19 protein-coding genes are annotated in these 18587 nt (G+C 63.2%); 9 read left to right on the top strand and 10 right to left on the bottom strand.

The genetic code is table 11. The annotated features are described in order from the left end of the window. The first annotated feature begins 26 nt into the window (after positions 1-26). The 4 genes from MF4836_RS18360 to MF4836_RS18345 all read left to right on the top strand — a co-directional run bounded on the left by MF4836_RS18360 (position 27) and on the right by MF4836_RS18345 (position 4445). The gene (locus MF4836_RS18360) at positions 27-1376 is read left to right on the top strand and encodes a carbohydrate porin (RefSeq protein ID WP_078471463.1); all 1350 of its coding nucleotides are present in this window, start codon (positions 27-29) and stop codon (positions 1374-1376) included. 330 nt (positions 1377-1706) lie between these two features. Then, positions 1707-2111, top strand: coding sequence for a TraR/DksA family transcriptional regulator (locus MF4836_RS18355; RefSeq protein WP_020300610.1), 405 nt, complete (start codon positions 1707-1709; stop codon positions 2109-2111). A 501-nt stretch (positions 2112-2612) separates the two neighbouring features. Beyond that, the gene (locus MF4836_RS18350; RefSeq protein ID WP_443217355.1) at positions 2613-4130 is read left to right on the top strand and encodes a methyl-accepting chemotaxis protein; all 1518 of its coding nucleotides are present in this window, start codon (positions 2613-2615) and stop codon (positions 4128-4130) included. A 111-nt stretch (positions 4131-4241) separates the two neighbouring features. After that, complete coding sequence (locus MF4836_RS18345; RefSeq protein WP_078471461.1) at positions 4242-4445, top strand: hypothetical protein; 204 nt, start codon at positions 4242-4244, stop codon at positions 4443-4445. Positions 4446-4473: 28 nt separating this feature from the next. On the opposite strand, the gene MF4836_RS18340 is transcribed toward MF4836_RS18345, so the two are convergent. The 7 genes from MF4836_RS18340 to MF4836_RS18310 all read right to left on the bottom strand — a co-directional run bounded on the left by MF4836_RS18340 (position 4474) and on the right by MF4836_RS18310 (position 13960). Next, complete coding sequence (locus MF4836_RS18340; protein WP_078471460.1) at positions 4474-6690, bottom strand: TOMM precursor leader peptide-binding protein; 2217 nt, start codon at positions 6688-6690, stop codon at positions 4474-4476. 12 nt (positions 6691-6702) lie between these two features. Further along, positions 6703-7059 carry a BMA_0021/BMA_0022 family TOMM bacteriocin gene (locus tag MF4836_RS18335; protein ID WP_078471459.1) on the bottom strand — a complete coding sequence of 119 codons (357 nt, stop codon included), beginning with the start codon at positions 7057-7059 and terminating at the stop codon, positions 6703-6705. Between the two features lie 12 nt (positions 7060-7071). Continuing rightward, a complete protein-coding gene (locus MF4836_RS18330) occupies positions 7072-7425 on the bottom strand; it encodes a BMA_0021/BMA_0022 family TOMM bacteriocin (RefSeq protein WP_078471458.1) in 354 nt (117 codons plus the stop codon). Between the two features lie 24 nt (positions 7426-7449). Then, positions 7450-11328 carry a TOMM system kinase/cyclase fusion protein gene (locus MF4836_RS18325; protein ID WP_078471457.1) on the bottom strand — a complete coding sequence of 1293 codons (3879 nt, stop codon included), beginning with the start codon at positions 11326-11328 and terminating at the stop codon, positions 7450-7452. Further along, a complete protein-coding gene (locus MF4836_RS18320; protein ID WP_078471456.1) occupies positions 11303-12310 on the bottom strand; it encodes an FHA domain-containing protein in 1008 nt (335 codons plus the stop codon). The genes MF4836_RS18325 and MF4836_RS18320 overlap by 26 nt, the downstream gene beginning before the upstream one ends. A gap of 123 nt (positions 12311-12433) precedes the next feature. Then, positions 12434-13141 carry a hypothetical protein gene (locus MF4836_RS18315; protein WP_078471455.1) on the bottom strand — a complete coding sequence of 236 codons (708 nt, stop codon included), beginning with the start codon at positions 13139-13141 and terminating at the stop codon, positions 12434-12436. 141 nt (positions 13142-13282) lie between these two features. Continuing rightward, positions 13283-13960, bottom strand: coding sequence for a hypothetical protein (locus MF4836_RS18310; RefSeq protein ID WP_078471454.1), 678 nt, complete (start codon positions 13958-13960; stop codon positions 13283-13285). Positions 13961-14343: 383 nt separating this feature from the next. Between MF4836_RS18310 and MF4836_RS18305 the strand changes: the two genes are divergently transcribed. Together MF4836_RS18305 and MF4836_RS18300 are read left to right on the top strand one after the other, a co-directional pair. Next, positions 14344-14652 (top strand): hypothetical protein, encoded by a 309-nt coding sequence (locus MF4836_RS18305; RefSeq protein WP_078471453.1) that lies wholly within the window; start codon positions 14344-14346, stop codon positions 14650-14652. A gap of 95 nt (positions 14653-14747) precedes the next feature. Further along, positions 14748-15011 carry a hypothetical protein gene (locus MF4836_RS18300; RefSeq protein WP_078471452.1) on the top strand — a complete coding sequence of 88 codons (264 nt, stop codon included), beginning with the start codon at positions 14748-14750 and terminating at the stop codon, positions 15009-15011. Between the two features lie 56 nt (positions 15012-15067). On the opposite strand, the gene MF4836_RS18295 is transcribed toward MF4836_RS18300, so the two are convergent. The 3 genes from MF4836_RS18295 to MF4836_RS18285 all read right to left on the bottom strand — a co-directional run bounded on the left by MF4836_RS18295 (position 15068) and on the right by MF4836_RS18285 (position 16126). Next, positions 15068-15307, bottom strand: coding sequence for a DUF2789 domain-containing protein (locus MF4836_RS18295; protein ID WP_078471451.1), 240 nt, complete (start codon positions 15305-15307; stop codon positions 15068-15070). A gap of 116 nt (positions 15308-15423) precedes the next feature. Next, positions 15424-15825, bottom strand: coding sequence for a hypothetical protein (locus MF4836_RS18290; protein ID WP_178102965.1), 402 nt, complete (start codon positions 15823-15825; stop codon positions 15424-15426). Between the two features lie 70 nt (positions 15826-15895). Then, entirely contained in the window at positions 15896-16126 is a 231-nt protein-coding gene (locus MF4836_RS18285) for a hypothetical protein (protein WP_078471449.1), read from the bottom strand. 629 nt (positions 16127-16755) lie between these two features. Between MF4836_RS18285 and MF4836_RS18280 the strand changes: the two genes are divergently transcribed. The 3 genes from MF4836_RS18280 (at position 16756) to MF4836_RS18270 (ending at position 18559) form a co-directional block, all read left to right on the top strand. Beyond that, positions 16756-17226, top strand: a complete 471-nt coding sequence (locus tag MF4836_RS18280) for a hypothetical protein (protein ID WP_371106562.1) — start codon at positions 16756-16758, stop codon at positions 17224-17226. Next, a complete protein-coding gene (locus MF4836_RS18275; protein ID WP_078471448.1) occupies positions 17223-17429 on the top strand; it encodes a hypothetical protein in 207 nt (68 codons plus the stop codon). The genes MF4836_RS18280 and MF4836_RS18275 overlap by 4 nt, the downstream gene beginning before the upstream one ends. Before the next feature lie 119 nt (positions 17430-17548). Continuing rightward, a complete protein-coding gene (locus MF4836_RS18270) occupies positions 17549-18559 on the top strand; it encodes an ABC transporter substrate-binding protein (protein ID WP_078471447.1) in 1011 nt (336 codons plus the stop codon). Positions 18560-18587 lie beyond the last annotated feature (28 nt).

Raw genomic sequence — 18587 nt, 5'->3', positions numbered from 1 at the left:
AACAATAAATAGAGGTGAGCTTTGCCATGGGCGCACGAAAAGACCCGCGTTACCTTTCCCCCTGCCTGTTGCTGGCAGCCATCGGTTTTGCCGACCACGGCCAGGCGGCGGACGCGTTCGCTGCCGACTCGAAATGGCTGACCGGCGACTGGGGCGGCCTGCGAACCGAGTGGCTGAATAAAGGCTACGACATCCAGCTCGAGCACGGTGGCGAGTTCGCCAGCAACCTCAAGGGCGGTTACAACGACGACCGGACCGCGCGCTGGACCGAGCAGTTCGTGTTCGGTCTCAAGGTCGATCTGCAAAAGGCCATGGGCCTGGAGAATGCCCAGTTCAAACTGGCGATCACCGAGCGCGACGGCCGCAGCCTGACCAACGACCGCATCGCCGACCCGCGGATTGGCGGCTACACCTCGTCCCAGGAAGTCTATGGCCGTGGGCAGACCTGGCGCCTGACCCAGCTGTGGTTCAGCAAGGGCTTTTTGCAGGACGGGGCGCTGGACGTGAAGCTCGGTCGCTTCGGCCCCGGAGAAGACTTCAACAGCTTTCCCTGCGACTTCCAGAGCCTGACCTTCTGCGGTTCCCAGGTCGGCAACTGGGCGGGGGGCATCTGGTACAACTGGCCGGTCAGCCAATTGGCCGGGCGGGTCAGGTACAGCATCAACCCGCAGTGGTTCGTGCAGATCGGCGCCTACAACCAGAACCCGTCGAACCTGGAGACCGGCAATGGCTTCAAGCTCGACGGCAGTGGCACCCAGGGCACGCTCCTGCCGGTGGAGGTGGTGTGGTCGCCCAAGGTCAACGGTCTGCCCGGCGAGTACCGCGCCGGTTACTACTACAGCACGGCCAAGGCTAACGACGTGCTCAAGGACCTCAACGGCCAGCCGCAACCTCTGACCGGCAATGACCTGCGCACCCATGGCAGCAAGTCCGGCTACTGGCTGGTGGCCCAGCAGCAGGTGACTCGGCATGCCGGGGACGCCAGCCGTGGCCTGTCGTTGTTCGCCAACCTGACCCTGCATGACAAGGACACCAATCAGGTCGACCACTTCATCCAGGCCGGGCTGGTGTACAACGGGCCGTTCGATGCACGGCCCAAGGACGCCATCGGTTTTGGCGTGGCCCGGGTGCACACCAACAGCGATTATCGCGAGCGCGCCCAGTTGCAGAACCAGGTCAACGGCATCGGCGATTACGACAACCCCGGCTATATCCCATTGCAGCGCAGTGAATACAGTTCGGAGTTGTACTACGGGGTCCACGTCACCCAGTGGCTGACGGTACGGCCGAACCTGCAATACGTGAAAAATCCGGGCGGCGTGCGCGAAGTGGATTCGGCAGTCATCGGCGGGGTCAAGGTCGAGACGGTGTTCTGAAAAAGCGGTTTTTCAGGGGGCAGTGCCCGGTTTTTCTCGAATGGCACTGCCGTTTGTCTTCTAAAAGACCCCTCAAGATGGAATTTTTTGTTATAAACACACTCCGATCTGTACCGACAAAGCCCGCAATAGCGGGCTTTCGGCGCTTTGTCGGACAGATTGACTCTCATTTCAGTTGCTGAGGCCTCAAACCGGCCTTAGACTGCCGCCCCTCGTAAATTGAGTGCCGGGTGGCGCTTGGAATGTATGGCGCCTTTCCAGAGACCCCAGAGGGTCGACCGGAACGCTCCCTAATTCGCCTTAATGCACGTATTTTTTATAGAGAAATCAATGACAAAGGAAAAGTTGCTGGCCATGCCGGCGGATGACTACATGAATGCCGAGCAACTGGCTTTTTTCACTGAGCTGCTGCAAGCCATGAAGGTGGAAACCCACGAGCGCATCGAGCAGAACCGGATCGCCATTGAAAGCCTGGACACCCCGGCTGACCCGGCCGACGCCGCTTCGGTCGAAGAAGAGCGCACCTGGCTGGTCAACTCCATCGACCGCGACCAGCGCATGCTGCCGCAGCTCGAACAGGCCCTGGGTCGGATCGGTGACGACAGCTTCGGCTGGTGCGACGACAGCGGCGAGGCCATCGGCCTCAAGCGCCTGTTGATCAGCCCGACCACCAAGTACTGCATCGAAGCCCAAGAGCGCCACGAGCAGATCGACAAGCACCAGCGCCAAGCCTGATGCCATCAGCGCCGCCGCTACGCCGGCGGCGCCAAGTCCCAGATTTTTGCCTTTGGCCTGTGGCCGCTGCCGCAGGCTGCACGGGCCCGTCCAAACACCGCACATTTACCTGACTCCCCCACGGCGTCCATCCCGGCCAGCGCAGTCCCGTGCCTCGGCAGCGGCTACACAAACCTCCTCATGTATCCGACACGCCACAGCGCACTCAGGGTCAGCGCATCCCGACGGCAGCGGTTATAGGATCATTTTGATATTGCTGCTGACATCGAAAATCCCCGCCAACTGACTGACCCCATCCATTGACCTGCTGCAACCCCCCCGACTAAGGGACCATGGATAATGGCGTTCTAGTATCGTCTAATGCTTGCAAACAATTAGAAACTGCTCGGGGTAATCAATGTGACAAGGGACGGATCTCTATCGGTTGCCGCTGCGCAACCGGCTCAACTACCCGACACCGCCAGCCGCTGGTGGGCGCCGACTCTGCAGAGCATCGCCCTGATGCTGCTGTTAAGTGGCCTGGCCCTGTGGGGCTGGCCGCTGTACCTGTGCCTGCCACTGGGGGTGCTGGTGATCTGGTTGCCGCGCCTGCGCTCGCGCAAGGTGCCCGTGGCCAGTGTGTCTGCCAAGCAGGGCGACATGGCTGCGCTGACCCGCGACCTGTCCTACAGCACCAGCCATAACGCCTTGTCCGCCGCCGGCGTGGCGTTTTCGGTGAAGCAGCTGGCAGGCAAACTGCAATCCCAGCTCGATTCGGCGGCGCGGATTGTCAGCAGTGCCGAGGTCATGATCCAGACCGAGCAGGCCACCTCTCAGCTCAGCCGCGAGGCCCTGGGCGCCGCCAGCCAGGCCCACGAGCGCAGTGCCGAAGGCCGCAGCGTGCTGGCCGAGTCCATCACCCGCATGCACCAGCTGAGCCAGCGCGCCAATGCCAGCCGCGAATTGATTGAAGCCCTGAGCCAGCGCAGTGAAGAGATCCAGCGCGTGACCCTGGTCATCCAGTCGATTGCCAGCCAGACCAACCTGTTGGCGCTCAACGCCGCCATCGAAGCGGCGCGAGCCGGCGAGCATGGCCGCGGCTTTGCGGTGGTGGCCGATGAAGTGCGCGGCCTGGCCGGACGCACGGCCACGGCCACCGACGAGGTCGGGGTGATGGTGGCGGATATCCAGCAGCGCACGGCCCAGGTGGTGGAGCAGATCCGCCAGCTGTCCGCCGACCTCACCATTGGGGTGGAGCAGGTTGAGCACACCGGCCAACACCTGGAAGACATCGCGCGCCTGGCGGCCGGGGTCGAAGGCCAGGTCAGCGAGATTGCCCGGGGTGCGCAAACCAACCGCGAACAGCTGGACAGCCTGTTCCATGCGGTGGAGCAGATGCGCAGCGACCTGGCCATCAGCGACCAGCAGACCCGCAGCCTGGCCGACGCCGCGGTGCAGATGGAAGGCCAGGCCGAAACCATCAGCGAGCGCCTGGCCGAGGTCGGCCTGGACGATTATCACCAGCGGGTCTACGACCTGGCCCGGGAGGGGGCGAACCGCATCGCGCAGCAGTTCGAGACCGATGTGGAGCACAACCGGGTTGCCCTCGACGATTTGTTCGACCGCAGCTACCAACTGATCCCCAACACGGCACCGGCCAAGTACCAGACCCGTTTCGACCGCTACACCGACCAGGTGCTGCCGGCGATCCAGGAGTCATTGCTGACCCGCCACGACGGTCTGGTGTTTGCCATCGCCTGTACGCCTCAGGGTTATGTGCCCACCCACAACCAGGTGTTCTCCCAGCCACTGACCGGCGACCCCCAGGTCGACACCCTGCATAACCGCACCAAGCGCAAGTTCGAGGACCGCACCGGCATCCGCTGTGGCAGCCATCAGCAGGCGCTGCTGCTACAGACCTACACCCGCGACACCGGCGAACTGATGCACGACCTGTCGGTGCCGATCATGGTCAAGGGGCGGCACTGGGGTGGCCTGCGCCTGGGCTACAAACCCGAGCAGGCCGCACCGCGCCGGTAATTGTTGCCGCGGCTGCAACAAAGCTGTGCAGGACGCGGCTGTTTCCCGGGACCGGAAATGATTAGCATGGCCAACATCGTTAGCCTGCTAACTACTTCCGGAGGGAATGCGATGCACAGCAGAGTCGATGTCGCCGTCATGATTGGCAGCGGTGTACCGCCCAGCCTGCGTGCCCTGGGGCGCAGTGTGTGCTGGGTAGTCCTGCTCAACGGTGAGCAGCGCGGTACGGCGTTCGCCAGCCGTGATGAGGCCGAGGAGTGCCGCGCCGCCTGGCAGGCGCAACTTGCAGCGGCCGAGCCTGCCCGCCTGCATTGATCCTGTCGCCGAACCGCCCTTGACGCTGCTATAGAAACAGCGGCACCGGGTTGAGCTCGCTCTCGTCGAGGGGTGCGGTTCGCCAACCCAGGGTGCAGGGCACGTCATACAGGCGCCCGGCTGCGAAGCGCGGCCAGAAATGGCGCAGCCCGGGCACGATGGCCTGCACCACATTCAAGCCGAGATCGGGACGGGTCTTGTCCACCATCAGCCATTCCAGGCCTTGCCGTTCGAACACGCGCTGGCAGTGGTCCAAGGCCTGTTCCAGGGATTCCGGTGCCTGGGTGAAGTCCCGGGCTGAACGGCTGCCGACGGGTTGCAGAAAACTGGCGTCTGCCAGCAGTTGGCGATTCCAGGGATCGGGACCGCGCACCAGCGGATCGAACAGCTGGTTGACCTCGGTCAGCGCGCGCTGCACCGCGAGGTGCGGATCAAGGTGGCAGCCGAAGCCCAGGGCGTGGCGGTCTTCCTCGGGATGCCAGGCCACGGCGGCGCACACCGGTATCTCCAGGTCGTGGGTCAGGTCCAGGACCCAGAGCTGCCAGCCGAGCCCCGCGTAGTCCGCCGCCAGTTGGTTGAAATACGGGTCGTTGAAGCTGGCCAGGTCGAGCCCCGGGCGTTGCAGCCGGTTGTACCACCAGATGGCCGTCGCATCCCGCTCCACCAACTCCAGGGTGCCCTGGAGCAACGCCTCCGCCACACTGGTGCCGGCCGCGGTGCCATTGGGGTTGTGGATGCCGAACGCCAGCCCGGACTCTTCCGGGGCCTGGGCATAGCAGTAGGCCAGGGGCACCTGGCACCAGCGCTGCTGGCTCAGGGACCAGGCCGGGGTCCAGTCGATGGCGGTCCGGGGATCCCAGGGCAGGGGCACCTGTTGCCGGACATCGCGGGTGCCGGCGTTGATCTGCTGGCGCCGGGCGAATTGCCGCTCACTGAACTGCTGCAACGGATTGAAGCCCAGGCTGGGTTCGGCAAGGTCCACCTGGCGCGCCCGGGTACGGGCCTCATCGCCCTGATAGACCCCACTGAATCGTTCCAGGGCCTCGCACAGGGCGCTGGTGCGGGCCTGTTCGGCGGTCGCGCCTTTGCCGGCGCAGACCTTGTCGATGGCCAGCCCCGGGGCCTGTGGGGCGGGGCGCACCATGTAGCCGGACACATAGACCTGGCGCAGGCCGTCATGCCGCCGGGGCATGGTGTGCAGGTAGCAGATCGGCCCGGTCAGGGGGCTGACCAGATGCCGGTAGCGCTCATAGGTCCGCTGCGCGCGCTGATGGCGGTAGCCGCCTTCGAGCCGCTGGCCGGGCGCGGCCTCCAGGCAAGGCTGGCGCCAGGCCTGGAGAGTCATCAGGTCGGGCGTTCCGCAGCCTGGGCACTGGGGGCGTTTGACCAGGGTGTGGGCCTGTGTCTGCAGGGTTCGGGTGTCCAGCGACAGGATGTCCCAGGCCTGCCGGGGGCTGCCGTCCTGTTGGCTGAACCAGTGTTCGATGGCCATGGTCAACAGCCCGTGGCACGCCATTTCACTGGCCGGCCCGCAGGTCAGCGGCGGGCGGGCATAGGTCGGCGACCCTTGCTGTTCCAGCCAGGTCTCCAGGGGCTTCTGGGTGCCGATCCAGAACCGCAGGCAATCGATGCAGGCGCTCTGCGGCAGTTCGATAAAGGGCCCGATGCTTGGCGTCAGGCCATTGGGCCTGGCCAGCAGCACGGGGCGGCCTTGCTGTTGCGCCTGCCGGCACAACCCGTGCAGTTCGGGGCAGCGGTAGTCATCGCACAGCACCAGCTTCAGTGCAGCGTCTGCCTGCACCTCGATCCCGGCCAATTGCAGGGCCTGCCGACACCGCTCGAAGCGTTCCAGGCTGACGCTGGCGGTGCGCACCATATCGACCTGGCTCAGCGGTGGCGCCGCCCCATCCCGCCCTGAAGCCTGGCGCCAGAAGGCCTGTTCGGCGCGGGCCTCGTCGCTCTGTGGCGGTGCGTGCAGCTGGATGTAGGCGGCGCGCGCCAGGGCTTGCAGGATGCTTTCTACTTGCGGGCCGTCGAGACGCCCCGCCAATTGATCAATGATCTGCGAGCCGGTATGCCCCCCATCGATCAGGGGGGCTACCAGCCCCAGACCCTTGAGCCGGATCAGGGCGCGCCTGGACTCACTCACCACCACCAGGCTGTCGTCGTCCAGCCGATGCAAGGCAAAGCCTGGCGCGATTCTGGGGCAGGTTTGTGGCGCCCGCGGGCGTATCTGATCCGGCATGATGCAAGGTCCTCAGCAGCAGGTAAACAGGTAGATCGGCCCGGCGTCGTTGTAGGCCGCCAGCGCAATGGCCTGCTCCTCGAGCGCAGGCGTCTCGGGGATGCTGAAGGTCATGCGGTTGGGCGGCAGCAACCACTCCCGGCCGTTCCAGCCCTGGCTGGGGTCGCAGGGGCTAATCACCAGGTCGATGTTCCACGGCACGATATAGCCGAAGTAGTCGATCAGGGCCTGTTTCGGCGATTCGATAAACAGCTGGCGGAAAGCCACGCTGATGTCGTTGTCACCCCAGGACAGGGCCACGGCGCGCAAATAGACTTCGGAGAATTCAAGCAGCACTGCCTGGCTGGGTACTTCGTTGAGACGTGGCATGGCGTGGCTCCTTCAGCGGATATGGGGTTGCAGGAAGGTCAGGAACTGCAGGTTGTAGGCCGCCAGGGCCTCGGCCTGCTGATTGGCCGGTGGCGCCGGGGGCAGGTTCAGTTGCAGGCGGTCGGTTTTCTTCACCAGCCAGTCGAGCACGGTTTGCGGACAGAACTTGGCGTTATCGAAGATCACGTCGATGTCCAGGGCGAAGGGGATTTCATAGTTCAGGTACTGGCGCACCGCCGCCCGGGGATTTTCCCGGAGTGCGGCCTTGAAGCCCTCGTCCTGCCAGGCCAGGGCCACGGCGCGAATGACTTGGGCGCGGTACAGCAAAAATTCGTCGTATACCGACGTTGAGAACTTGTGCTCCATGACAACTCCTTGTTTGCAGCGCGGTTAGTGAAACAAATTGCTCATGTCCTTTTGTGCATCGCGCCGGGAACGCGGCATCTGCATCTGTTCGGCCAGGGCGCAGGCCTGTTGCAGGGTGTCGGCAATCTCCGTGGCATTGCGCTGGGCCCCCTGGCGCGACAGCACCCGGGCTTTCAGACGCAGCAGTTCGGGCTGGTAGTAGCGTTCGCCCAGTTCGTCGCACAGCGCCAGGCTGCTGTTGCACAGGCTCAGAGCCTCGGCCTGGTGGCCCTGGTGGGACTGGATGTCGGCCATCAAACCGTGGAAGTAGGTATGCCCCAGCAGGCAGCCCAGTTGCCGCAACTGGTCGATGGTGCGGCTGGCCCTGGCGAAGGAGGCCTGGGTCCAGCTTTGAATCAATTCGCCGTAGGCCCCGTATGCCGGCAAGCCATAGGTCGTGGCCAGCTCCACCAGTTGTCCGCAGACCTGTGCGGTCTGCGGCAGGTCGCCGGCGTACTGGTGGATATAGGCCTGGTACATCAGGGCCAGGCCCAGGGAAGGCACATGATCGAACTCGCGGGCCTGGCGCACGGCATCGGCGGCCAGACCGTGGGCCAGGCTGTCGTCGGAGTGGGTAAACCAGGTGACGCACGCCAGCACCGATTGCGCCCAGATGCCGCAATCCAGGCCATACAACAGGGTCTGTTCCACGCGCTGGGAGGACCGGGGCAGCGCCACGGCCTGTTGCAGGTGCGCGCGCGCCAGCCCGTAGTGGCCGTCGATCCAGGCCGAGCTGCCGGCCAGCACCAGGGCGGCGATGCGCTCCTCATTGGAGGCGCTTTGGCGGTTGTACAGCTGGGCGACAATCTGCCGGACTTCGCGGCGGTGGCTGGCCACGTGGTGGTAGGTCGCCAGCGACCAGAGCAGGGCGGGGGTGTGCTCGGCGTTGGTCGAGCGCAGGGCCAACTGGTGGGCGCGGTTCGCGGTGTTGCGCACCCGTTCGTTGGCCCAGCCATGGCGGGCCATCAAGGCGCTGATCTTGAGGCGATAAAGGCGCAGTTCCGGGCCCTGGCGCCGGGAGCGTGGCAGCTGTTCGAGCCAGGGTTCGGCTTCGGCGATCAGGTCCATGGCCGCGTCATACAGGGCCCGTTGCAGGGCTTGCTCGGTGGCTTGTCCGCTCCAGTGCAGGGCCTGCTCATATTGGGCGGCGGCAGCGTGATGGTGCGCCAGCACGCCCTGTTCGCCCTGGCCGCTGCTGCACAAGCGAGCTTCGAGAGCGGCGGCGATCCGTCCGTGGGCCTGTTCCCGGGCCACGCGCGGCATGCTGTCGTAGGCCGCGGTGCGCAGCAGCGCGTGCTTGAAAATGTAGTGCGCATCGCCCACCTGGCGGCAGCGCGAGACCAGGCCCACGCTGAGCAGAGTCTGCAGGTGGGCGTGCAGGGTCACGTCGTCGTACGGGGCAATCTGCGCCAGAAACTCAGGGTCGAACTCGCGCCCCAGCGCGGCGGCCAGTTGCGCGGTGTGCTTGGCCGCACCGACCCGGTGCAGGCTGTGGCCGAGGGTCTCGCGCAGGCTCACCGGCAACAGCCCGCTCAGGTGCGCAGTGGCCAACTGGTAAGTGTCACCGTTCAGCACCAGGTCGCCGCGACTGCGCAGGAAGGCCACCAGTTCCTGCACGTAGAGCGGAATACCTGCCGTGTGTTCATGGATGCTGCGCAGGGCCTGGGCGTCGATCTGTTTGCCACCCAGCAGGGGGCTCAGCAACTGCTCCAGGGTGGCGCGGTCCAGGCCGCTCAGGGGCAGGCTCGGGACCCTGGGGATCCACGGCGATTCCTCGGTTCGCGCGGTCATCACCAGGCAGATGGCGGTGCCTTGCAGCTTGGGCAGCAACTGGTCGAGGAAGGCCGCGCTGCTGGGGTCGATCCAGTGCGTATCTTCCAGCAGCAGACGCAGGGGCTGGCGCTCGCCGATGGACAGCAGCAGGCGTTCGAGGGCATCGAGCAGCATCTGCTTTTGCAGTTCGGGCGAATGTTTTTCCCAGAAACCCGGCCGCTGGGGCGCGCCGCCGATGCCCAGCCAGGAGCACAGCAGCACACTCAGGTGATCGGCATCCAGGCCCAGTTCCTCCAGATGGCGGTGCAGGCGCTGGACGCTGTCTTGGGGCTGGGCGCTGGTGCCGCGTTCGAGATACTGGCGCACCCAGCGCAGCACCGGATACAGCGCCGCATGTTGCTGTTCCGGCTCGCACAGGCTCGACAGAATCAGGCCGTCATCGAGGGCGGCCCATTCGAACAGCAGCCTGGATTTACCGACGCCGGCTTCTCCACACAGCAGCATGGCCCGCCCGCCGTCAGCCAGGGTGTTGCGCCACAAGGCCTGCAGCGCCTGCAGTTCAACCTGGCGCCCGGCCATGGCCTCGATGCCGTGATCGAGGAAGGAAAAACCATCGCTGGCGTGCTCCCTGACCAGCAGGTAGGTCGGCGCGTCGCTTGCCATCTGAGGCATCACTTGGCTGCACTCGACAAACCTGGCCAGGGCCAGCCGGGCATCCTGGCTGAGGCGGATCTGCCCGGGAGCGGCCCGGCGTTGCAGCTCCTGGGCCCGGGCGGCGGTCTGGCTGGGCTGCATGTCGGCGCACAGCAGCACGTCGCCGACATGGATGGCGATCGACATCTCCAGCACCACACCGTGTTGCGCACGCAGCGCCTGGGCCCGACGCCGGGTCTGGCCGATCAGTTCGAGGGCGGCGCGGGCGGCTTGCTGGCCACTACGGTCGCTGACCCTGGGGTAGCCGAAGTAAAACAGCATGGCCGCGGCCAGCGCGCCCATGGCGTGGCCACCCAGGCGCTGGACGATGTCCAGCGAGGTGGTCAGGTGCTCACGCTGCAGGGCTTCGAGCGTCTCCAGGTCAATCGTGGTCGAGCCGGTGCGGCCCAGGCTGACGCTGCAATAGAGGGCGGTGACCTGGCGTTTTTCGAAGGGCGCGCGCGAGGGGCTGCTGGGGTTGATCCAGGTCCGTTCGTGATCGGGAGCAGCGAGCTGATCATGTTCGGCCAGGGTCATCGGGCGCAGCAGATTATCGACGTTGACCGACGCCAGGCGCTGGTAAAGCCCGATGGCATCCCCGGCACGAATTCGGGGTTGCTTGGCCAGCGCCGCACGCAGCACCTCCTGCAAGGGATGGCCCGCCAGCCCGGGCGGCAGGGGCAGGTCCTGGGGCGTGAGCTGGGCATGGTAGATCTCGGCCAGCGTCGCGCCGTGAAAGGCCGAGCGCCCGGTCAGGCATTCGATAAACAGCAGGCCCCAGGCATAGAGGTCGGTCTTTGCCGTGGCCGGCTCGCCCCGCAGTTGTTCCGGGGCGCTATAGGAGGGGGTGCCCGTGATGTCCGTGGCGTCGAGCGGCGCGGGTACGTCATCCAGGGCCAGGCCGATGCCGAAGTCGAACAGCGTGGCGCTGGGCCTGGCGTTGGCGGCATCGATCATGATGTTCTGCGGTTTCAGGTCACGGTGCACGATGCCCTGGGCGTGGGCGCAGGCCAGGGCGTCGAGGACCTGCAGCATGATTTGGGTCGCCTCGGCGGCCGACAGCGCACCCTGTCGCAGGATGTACTCGCGCAGGGTTTCACCGGGCAGGTATTCATAGACCGCGTAATACAGGTGTCGATTCAGCGTGCCCTTGTCCAGCAGGCGCACGATGTGGGGGTGATGCAGGCGTGCGCAAAGTGCGGTTTCGCGATCAAAGCGGGTCAGCCGAGGGGCGCTCAGGCTGTCGGCGGCGTCGGGGTCCAGTTGCAGCAGCTTGATCGCGACCCACTGCCCGGTGCTGTTCTGCCGCGCCCGGAAAACCGAGGCCATGCCTCCGCTGCCGAGCAGGCCGGTGAGTTCATAGCCGGGTAGATCAAAGGACCGGGATATCGAGTTCATGGGCGGACATGCTCATCGAGGTCGGGGGGAGGTGCATGCTCGTCGCCGGCTGCCAGCGACCTTCGAGCGATGAGCCCCGCCAGACCTCGATCGCCACGCTGCCCAGGCGCACGCCGCCGCGCCTCCTTTCGATAAAGTCCTGGCCGATCAGCCCCTGGGACACCGCTTGCTGGAACTGCTTGCGCAGGCGGAACACCTGGATGTTCAGGTGCGCCTTGTCCAGGCCCAGCATGCCCACCAGGTCATCGAGCTCCAGCCAGCCCTGGGTATGGAGGTCGAAGCCCCGGGCGGCGTCGGCCAGGCGCTGGCGGGCAAGTAACAGCAGCAGGTAATGATGGGTCCTTTCCCCCAGCTCCAGGCTCTGCGCGCCGCGAAACAGGGTCAGTTGCACATGCTCTTCGTCGAGGCTGGTCTTGAGGCGCATGCAACTGCTGAGGGACGACGGCGCCCTGACCAGGGTGTTCTGCTCTTCGCTGGAGTACGACAGGCGCCAGTCCTGATGATCGAAATGCAGCAGCTCGCCATCGCGCAACGGGACCGCGCCGTCGCTGGTTTCCTGCATCCAGCAACCGTCGGGGGTGCGGTAAATGCAGCTGTAGGGCGGCCCCTCGTCGGACAGCACCAGGAAGTTGTGCAGGGTGAGCGGTTCCACGTGGGGCGCGAGGGGGATCAGCAGGTCGGCGGGCGGAGCCAGGTCGACCACACGCCAGGGCGTGGCATCGAGCATGCCGAAACGGATTTCGTCGCCGAGCTTGATGGCTACCGGTTGGTGTCGGGTCAGGGGCTGTTCGTTGAGCAGGCAGCCGTTGCGGCTCTGGTCGGTCAGCAACCACTGCTGGGAGCTCCAGCGAACGGTGGCGTGCAGCAGGGAAATATCGATGGCGGTCAGTGGGCTGTCACAGCGCTGGGCGAGTCGGCCGAATACATGACAAGACTTGAGCGCGTGCAATGCGCCCGTCGACGAATTCAACAAAATGGCCATGGCTCAGCTCCCTGCTTAGACAAGTTCCCGAGCGGAGTATCCATGGAAGTTCAGCCGCTGCAAATCTGTTTCAGAAAATTCTGTGCGTTGTAAGGATTTATCTGAAATGGCGGAAATATGGCATTAGGCCTGCATGGTATTGGGGCGCGCCTGTTCGGCCGGGTTGTAAATGATCGGGCCGGTCTGCTGACCCTTGGCCATGCTGGCGGGCTGGCTCGGGCTGCCGCTTTTCAAGGTCCAGGTGCCGTCGATGTTATAGAACGCGGTCATGTTGTAGATGCCGGCGGGGAAGGTGATCTGTTGGGACAGGTTCAGGGCTTCAGGGACGATGACGTCGTTGGTTGCACCGTTGTAACCGAAGCTGATCCAGTACGTCAGCGGGCCGGTGCAGGGGGTGAAGGTGCCCGCCTGATTGGGTTGGGGTTTTACGCCAAAGGTCCCGGCGCCATCCAGACCGATGCCGCAGATCACATTGTTGACCGGTGCGACCGTCGCATCGGCCTTGATCACCAGGGACCCGGCGGTTCCCGAGCTGGGTTTGGAGAACGTATAGCCGTACTGGTTCTGGCTGAGGGTGACCTGGTTGCCGGGAGGCGCGGCAATGATTTGCTGGGTCAGGGGGCTGTCATAGTCGAACCAGACCAAGTCGTAGCTCAGGCTCCAGACGAACTTGATCTGCGTTCCCGGGTTGGCCCCCATCACCATCCAGGCCAGGGTCTGAAACCCATCACCGTTATTGAGCGTGACGTTGGCCGAGTCCTGATACACACACGCGTTGCCGCTGGATGACGAGTTGTTGATGAACCAGATTGCGTATTGCACAGCGCTCATTGATCGTTCCTTGGCGTTTGACCCTGACAGCGGGTCGGGCGATCGGTGGATAACCCAGGGTTGTTCCTCGGTGTTGGCGGGCAGTCCAGCAGCTTGAGCGCGCCAGGGCTGCTGGACGCCGCCAACGGAAGGCGCGTGGTTTTACTGAGGATTGATGGTCCAGGTGCCGTCGATGTTATAGGTCACGTTGAAGGTGGTATGCCCGGTGGTGGTGTCGCAGGCGGCCGAGAGAGTGGAGGCGCTGGAGAAGTTGATCACTGTCCCGGCCTGGTAGCTGCCGGTCTGCACGTAGAACACCAGGATTGGCTGGCAATCGACGAACTGGTTGGGCTGGGCCACCACAAAGTTCGACACGGTAGCGGGGCCGCCCGCGGCGTTCTGGATGGCCGAGCCGATGTTGAAGTTGCCGGTGGTATTGGGGTTGTAGGTCGGTGCGACGATGCGAAATGCACCTGGCTGCACGCCTGTCTGGGTGAAGGCAGGAGTCAGGCCCAGCGGTGAAACGCTCAGGTTGGTGGCGTTACCGACTGGGGGAGTGTTTGCAGGTGTGAGGTTGATCGGTTGGCTGGAGGTGGTCCCGCCGGAAACATGACCGATGGTGGGGGGAGTGGTCTGGGTCTGGGCGCCGGCAAAGTATTGCTGGTTCATTTGAAACGTCAGGACCGAGCCGGAGGTGCTGTAGGGCTGCAGTTGTGACTGGAACAGGCTGTTGGAATAGACAAGTCCACCGCCGGTATAGACCGCGGGTGATTGGAAGAAGAAAAAGTTCTGCGCAGTTTGCGAGTTGTTGGTCACGTTGATGGTGTAGATAGTGCTCATTTCAATGCCCTTTGAGTTTGAGTTTTAACTGCCAGTGTTGTGAATGGATCCTGCAATGAGCAGGCCAGTCTTATAGGTGTGCAGAACGTGAAGTTTGTCTCGAAGTCATGGGTTTGTTATTCGAGATGGAACTGTTGTTCGCCAAAGGAAAGTATCTTTCGGGCATTGTTATCGGCAATTACAAACGATTACATCAATTGCAGTTTCCCGCCGTGGATGAGCAGGGCGATGTGAAGTAACAGAGACGTAATGTCGTGTAATGGTGGCGGAACAACATTATGGCTAGCGTGGGTCACGGCCATGACTAGCGCTGCGGCTCCCGAGCGGCAGCCTTTGTCTGGCGGGACAAGCCGTGCTCATGGACTATTTGCAAGGAAAATCAAATGGTTATTGTGATAGAGGCAAGAAATTCGACTGCCGCCGCGCAGCGGGTTGATATCAAGCTCCACAACCAGGCAGCTATTCTGGCTACCGTGAATATCGCTGCTCAAACCAATGTGGTTCTTTATACGGTACCTGTGGCTGGCAATGTGGTGCTGGATTTGATCTGCAACGGAGTTGTTGCGCAAACGACCGTGCTGAATGTGGTCTATCCGGGTAATAGTTATGTCACCCAGAACAGTGACTGGCCGCTGAAGTGGGAAGTTCAGGCGAGTGACGACGGCTTGCAGTTGGAACTGAGCAATTCGTAGAGCTTGAATGTTTTTAGCGAGTGATCGATCAAGCTCCAAACAGTGTTGTGCAGAATTAACTGAGTGGCTTTTTAACTATCAATGGAGAACTGAAGATGGTTGCTAATGTGACAGTCAATATTGTCGGCGGTGCACAAGCGCAAAACACCACGGCGGTAACACTCGGTCTGGCCCGCTGGGGGCTCAATGGTGCGGCGAACTTCGGTGCGCCGCTGCCAGTGGCCAGTGGTCTGCAGACGTTGACGGTGTACAAGACCACCGCGCCGACGCAGATCAGCATCACCGTGGAGGTGCGCGATTGGGACTCCACGCTGAACATCACGGTGCAGAACGACAGCATCGCCGTCACCGTGATTTAGCCCCGCAGTCGCCCCGGCGGCATGAGCTGCCGGGGCCTGCGCTGATCGACCGCGCCTCAGCTGTGCTGGTGCAGGCGCAGATTCAGCTCATCCACCACCCGGGCCCAGTCGGCGTCTTCACGCAGTTGTTCCTTGAGAAATGCCGCCTGTTGCGGGGTCCAGAAGGGCGCGTCGATCAGCTTCTGATCCTCGGCCAGGGGCGAGTGCTGGGCGATGAAGCCGTCGATGGCGGCGGGTGCGGAGTCCAGCCCGAGTTGATCGAACAATCCTGTGAGGTCGTGGGTTGGCGTATCCATAGATGATCTCCTTGCGCTGAAAGTGCCCTAGGTCGGGCGAGAGGCATTCAGTGCATCTGAGGCGGGTGGGCGCCAGGAGTTCGATCGGTGAGGGGCGCAGGTTTGGATGCGCCGATTCAGGCGCTGGTGTCGACCGAGCCGATCATCGCGCTTTCAGCTTGAAACAGGGCGGTCTGGGCCATGGACAGCGCGCTGGTCAAGGCCAGGACCTGAGCGCGGGCGGCGGACACCAGCATCGCCCGCCCGGCTTCGGAACCGGATCGGGCAGCCTTGACCATCGCCAGCCGGGCAGTGGCCCGCCGCAGTTTCTGTTGCAGTTGCTCGATCTGTTTTTTCAGGCGCAGCAGGTGCTTTTTATTCGCCAGCAGCAGGTTGTCCAGCTCATTGCCGGCGCTGGCCCGGGTGCCGAACAGGTTGCCTGAGCGCTCATCGTCTTCGGCTTGGGCGGCGGCGGTGCTGGCGGCGGGTGCCGGCGCCAGGGCGGGCAGGCGAGCCTGTGGATTCAAGTTGATCATCATGATGCTCTTAAATGGATGCTCGCCGGGGTATCGGTGGTTCAGCCAGATCCTTGATGGCTGTGTGCTGCACTCAGGACTTCAGCGCCCCCTGGTCGACTGCCAGCTTCAATGCCCTGGCGGCCTCGATGGCGGCAACGGCGGCGGTTTCCGAGGTCTTGAACCAGCGGTCCTTCTCGACCTGATGGAAGGTCACGGTGGTCAATGGGGGTTTGGCACGCATCACGATAACCGCTTGAAACTCGCCTTCGACTTCCCGGGATTCCCCACGGATGAAGAACTCGCCTATATCTAATTCCGTCACTGATGAGCCTTCCTTTGGAGATTATTGTGCGGGTGGAGCTTTGCCGTGCTGGCTGGTTTTTCGTTAACGGCGCAGTATGGCAGTTGTTGTCGCAGGAGTGCTGAGTTAACTCAGTGTCGTTTCGCGTTGAATCCTCCTACTTTGATTTGGGAATGTTCCAAGTACCTTTCCAGGACAAGGGATGTATGCAGAGGCCGTGGTCAATGGTTAGAATCCCGCCACTGATTGTTTTGGCACTTTGTACTGCGGCCTGAATAATCGTACCCGGTGATCGTTTTAATACCTTGATCAGGCCTTTGCCGCCGCTTTGAATGGTCGCAAGGCATAAAGTTGCTCTAGAATTGCCCCTGTGGTCAGTGATCAGTGCTTGATCCGGGCCTTCCCATCGGCGTGGCACCAGGCGATATCGCCTTATTTACCGTCTTTGTGAGCCTGTGCTGTTTACCGGTCTTCAGTGTCACCTCCTTCAGTGTTTCAGGCGTGTCTGTATTCAGACAGGTGCTGAAGGCGTGTCCGGCCTACCTCGGGTTTTTGTGTGAACCATTGCGGCGAGAGCGCCGCTCTGGCCTTTTTTTGTGCTGCCCGTTTTTCCTGCGGGGCACTTTATCTTTTGCGTTGGGGAGCTTTCCTTGGCAGTAAGTAATCTTGAGATGCATGCTTTGTTCGTGTTGGGTGATTTGCGCGCAAAGCTGGTGAAGCAGTTTCAGTCCCGTTTTGTGTACATCACCGAGCAAACCGCCGAAGGCATTTACATTGCCGAAATCGACACCGAATCCGCCCTGGTGGTTGACGATAAACAGCGACTGGAACTCAAGGTCGGCGATCATTTTCGCGCGGCGGTGTTGCCCAGCCGCGAAGGCGGCAAGTTCGAGATCAAGTTTCGTGAAATCAAGATCACCGTCTACGGGCTGGGCGAATACGCCTTTGTGACCAGCGCCGACGGGCACGGGATCCTGTTCAAGGAAGGTCACACCGTGGTCATGGTGTTCGCCGCCCACGAACAACTGCAAGAAGGCCTGACCAAGACCCTGAAGGCCGTTACCGGCAAGGCCGCCAAATGGCGCAAGGGTGAACTGGTGACCTTCAAGGCCAGCGAGTGACGAGCGCCAGTCGCGCCGAGTTTCATCAGCAGCACCAGGAACTCGCCCGCGCCGAAGCCCAGCGCCTGTTCGCGCAAAAGGCCGTGCTGCAAGGCGCCTGGCTGAACTGGGTGGCGGCACAACTGTACAACCTGCGTCCGGCGCCCTACGCCAGCATGGTGCGTCGGGAACTCCAGCAGTTGCAGGCCCCCGCCGAAAAATAGCCGCCAGGCTTCGAAAACCGGAACCTCTACTACAGTCTGTTGACTGAATATTCAGAGGCTTCCGGCTCTGTGCTGGAAGACCATTCTGCTAACGCTGTGAAAGCACGGGGTGCACAGGCATGAAGGGACTTCGAGCGCTGGTGGTCGGTACGTTGTTCACATTCGGCTCGACGCTGGGGCTGCCAGCCACGGCCGCGCAGGCGCCGATCCATTTCGCCGACCTGAACTGGGAAAGCGGCAGCCTGATCACCGAGATCCTGCGCACCCTGGTCGAGACCGGGTACGGCCTGCCCACCGACACCTTGCCGGGCACCACCATTACCCTGGAAACCGCCCTGGCCAATAACGATATCCAGGTCATCGGCGAAGAGTGGGCCGGACGCAGCCCGGTATGGGTCAAGGCCGAGGCTGAGGGCAAGGTCCTGGCCCTGGGCGACACGGTCAAGGGGGCCACCGAAGGCTGGTGGGTGCCGGAGTACGTGATCAAGGGCGACCCGGCCCGCGGCATCAAGCCTCTGGCGCCGGACCTGCGCAGCGTCAGTGACCTGCCGCGCTACAAGGACGTGTTCAAGGACCCGGAGAGCCCGGACAAGGGGCGCTTTCTCAATAGCCCCATCGGCTGGACCTCGGAAGTGGTCAACCAGCAGAAGCTCAAGGCTTACGGCCTGGCCGACAGCTATGTGAATTTTCGCAGCGGCTCCGGCGCGGCCCTGGATGCGGAAATCAGCTCGTCGATCCGCCGTGGCAAACCGGTGCTGTTCTACTACTGGTCGCCGACCCCTCTGATCGGTCGCTTCAAGCTGGTGCAGCTGGAAGAGCCGGCCTTCGACGCCGAGGCCTGGAGGACCCTGACCGACGCCGACAACCCCCATCCCGAGCCCACCCGTTCCCTGGCCTCGAAACTGTCGATTGGGGTGTCTGCGCCCTTCAAACAGCAGTACCCGCAGATTGCCGAGACCTTCAGCAAGGTCACCCTGCCCATCGAGCCCCTGAACAAGGCCCTGGCCGAAATGAGTGAAAAGCACGGCGATCCGCGCCAGGCAGCCCAGGCGTTCCTCAAGCAACACCCGGACCTGTGGCGCGCCTGGCTGCCCAAGGACATTGCCGACAAGGTTGCCGCCGCGCTGTAGGCCGGCGGCGGGTCGGTGAGAGGGCGGT

The organism is Pseudomonas sp. MF4836, assembly GCF_002018875.1.
Taxonomy (GTDB): Bacteria; Pseudomonadota; Gammaproteobacteria; order Pseudomonadales; family Pseudomonadaceae; genus Aquipseudomonas.
The sequence above is the reverse complement of the archived record's forward strand: the minus strand, read 5'-3'. Positions and strand labels throughout refer to the sequence as shown.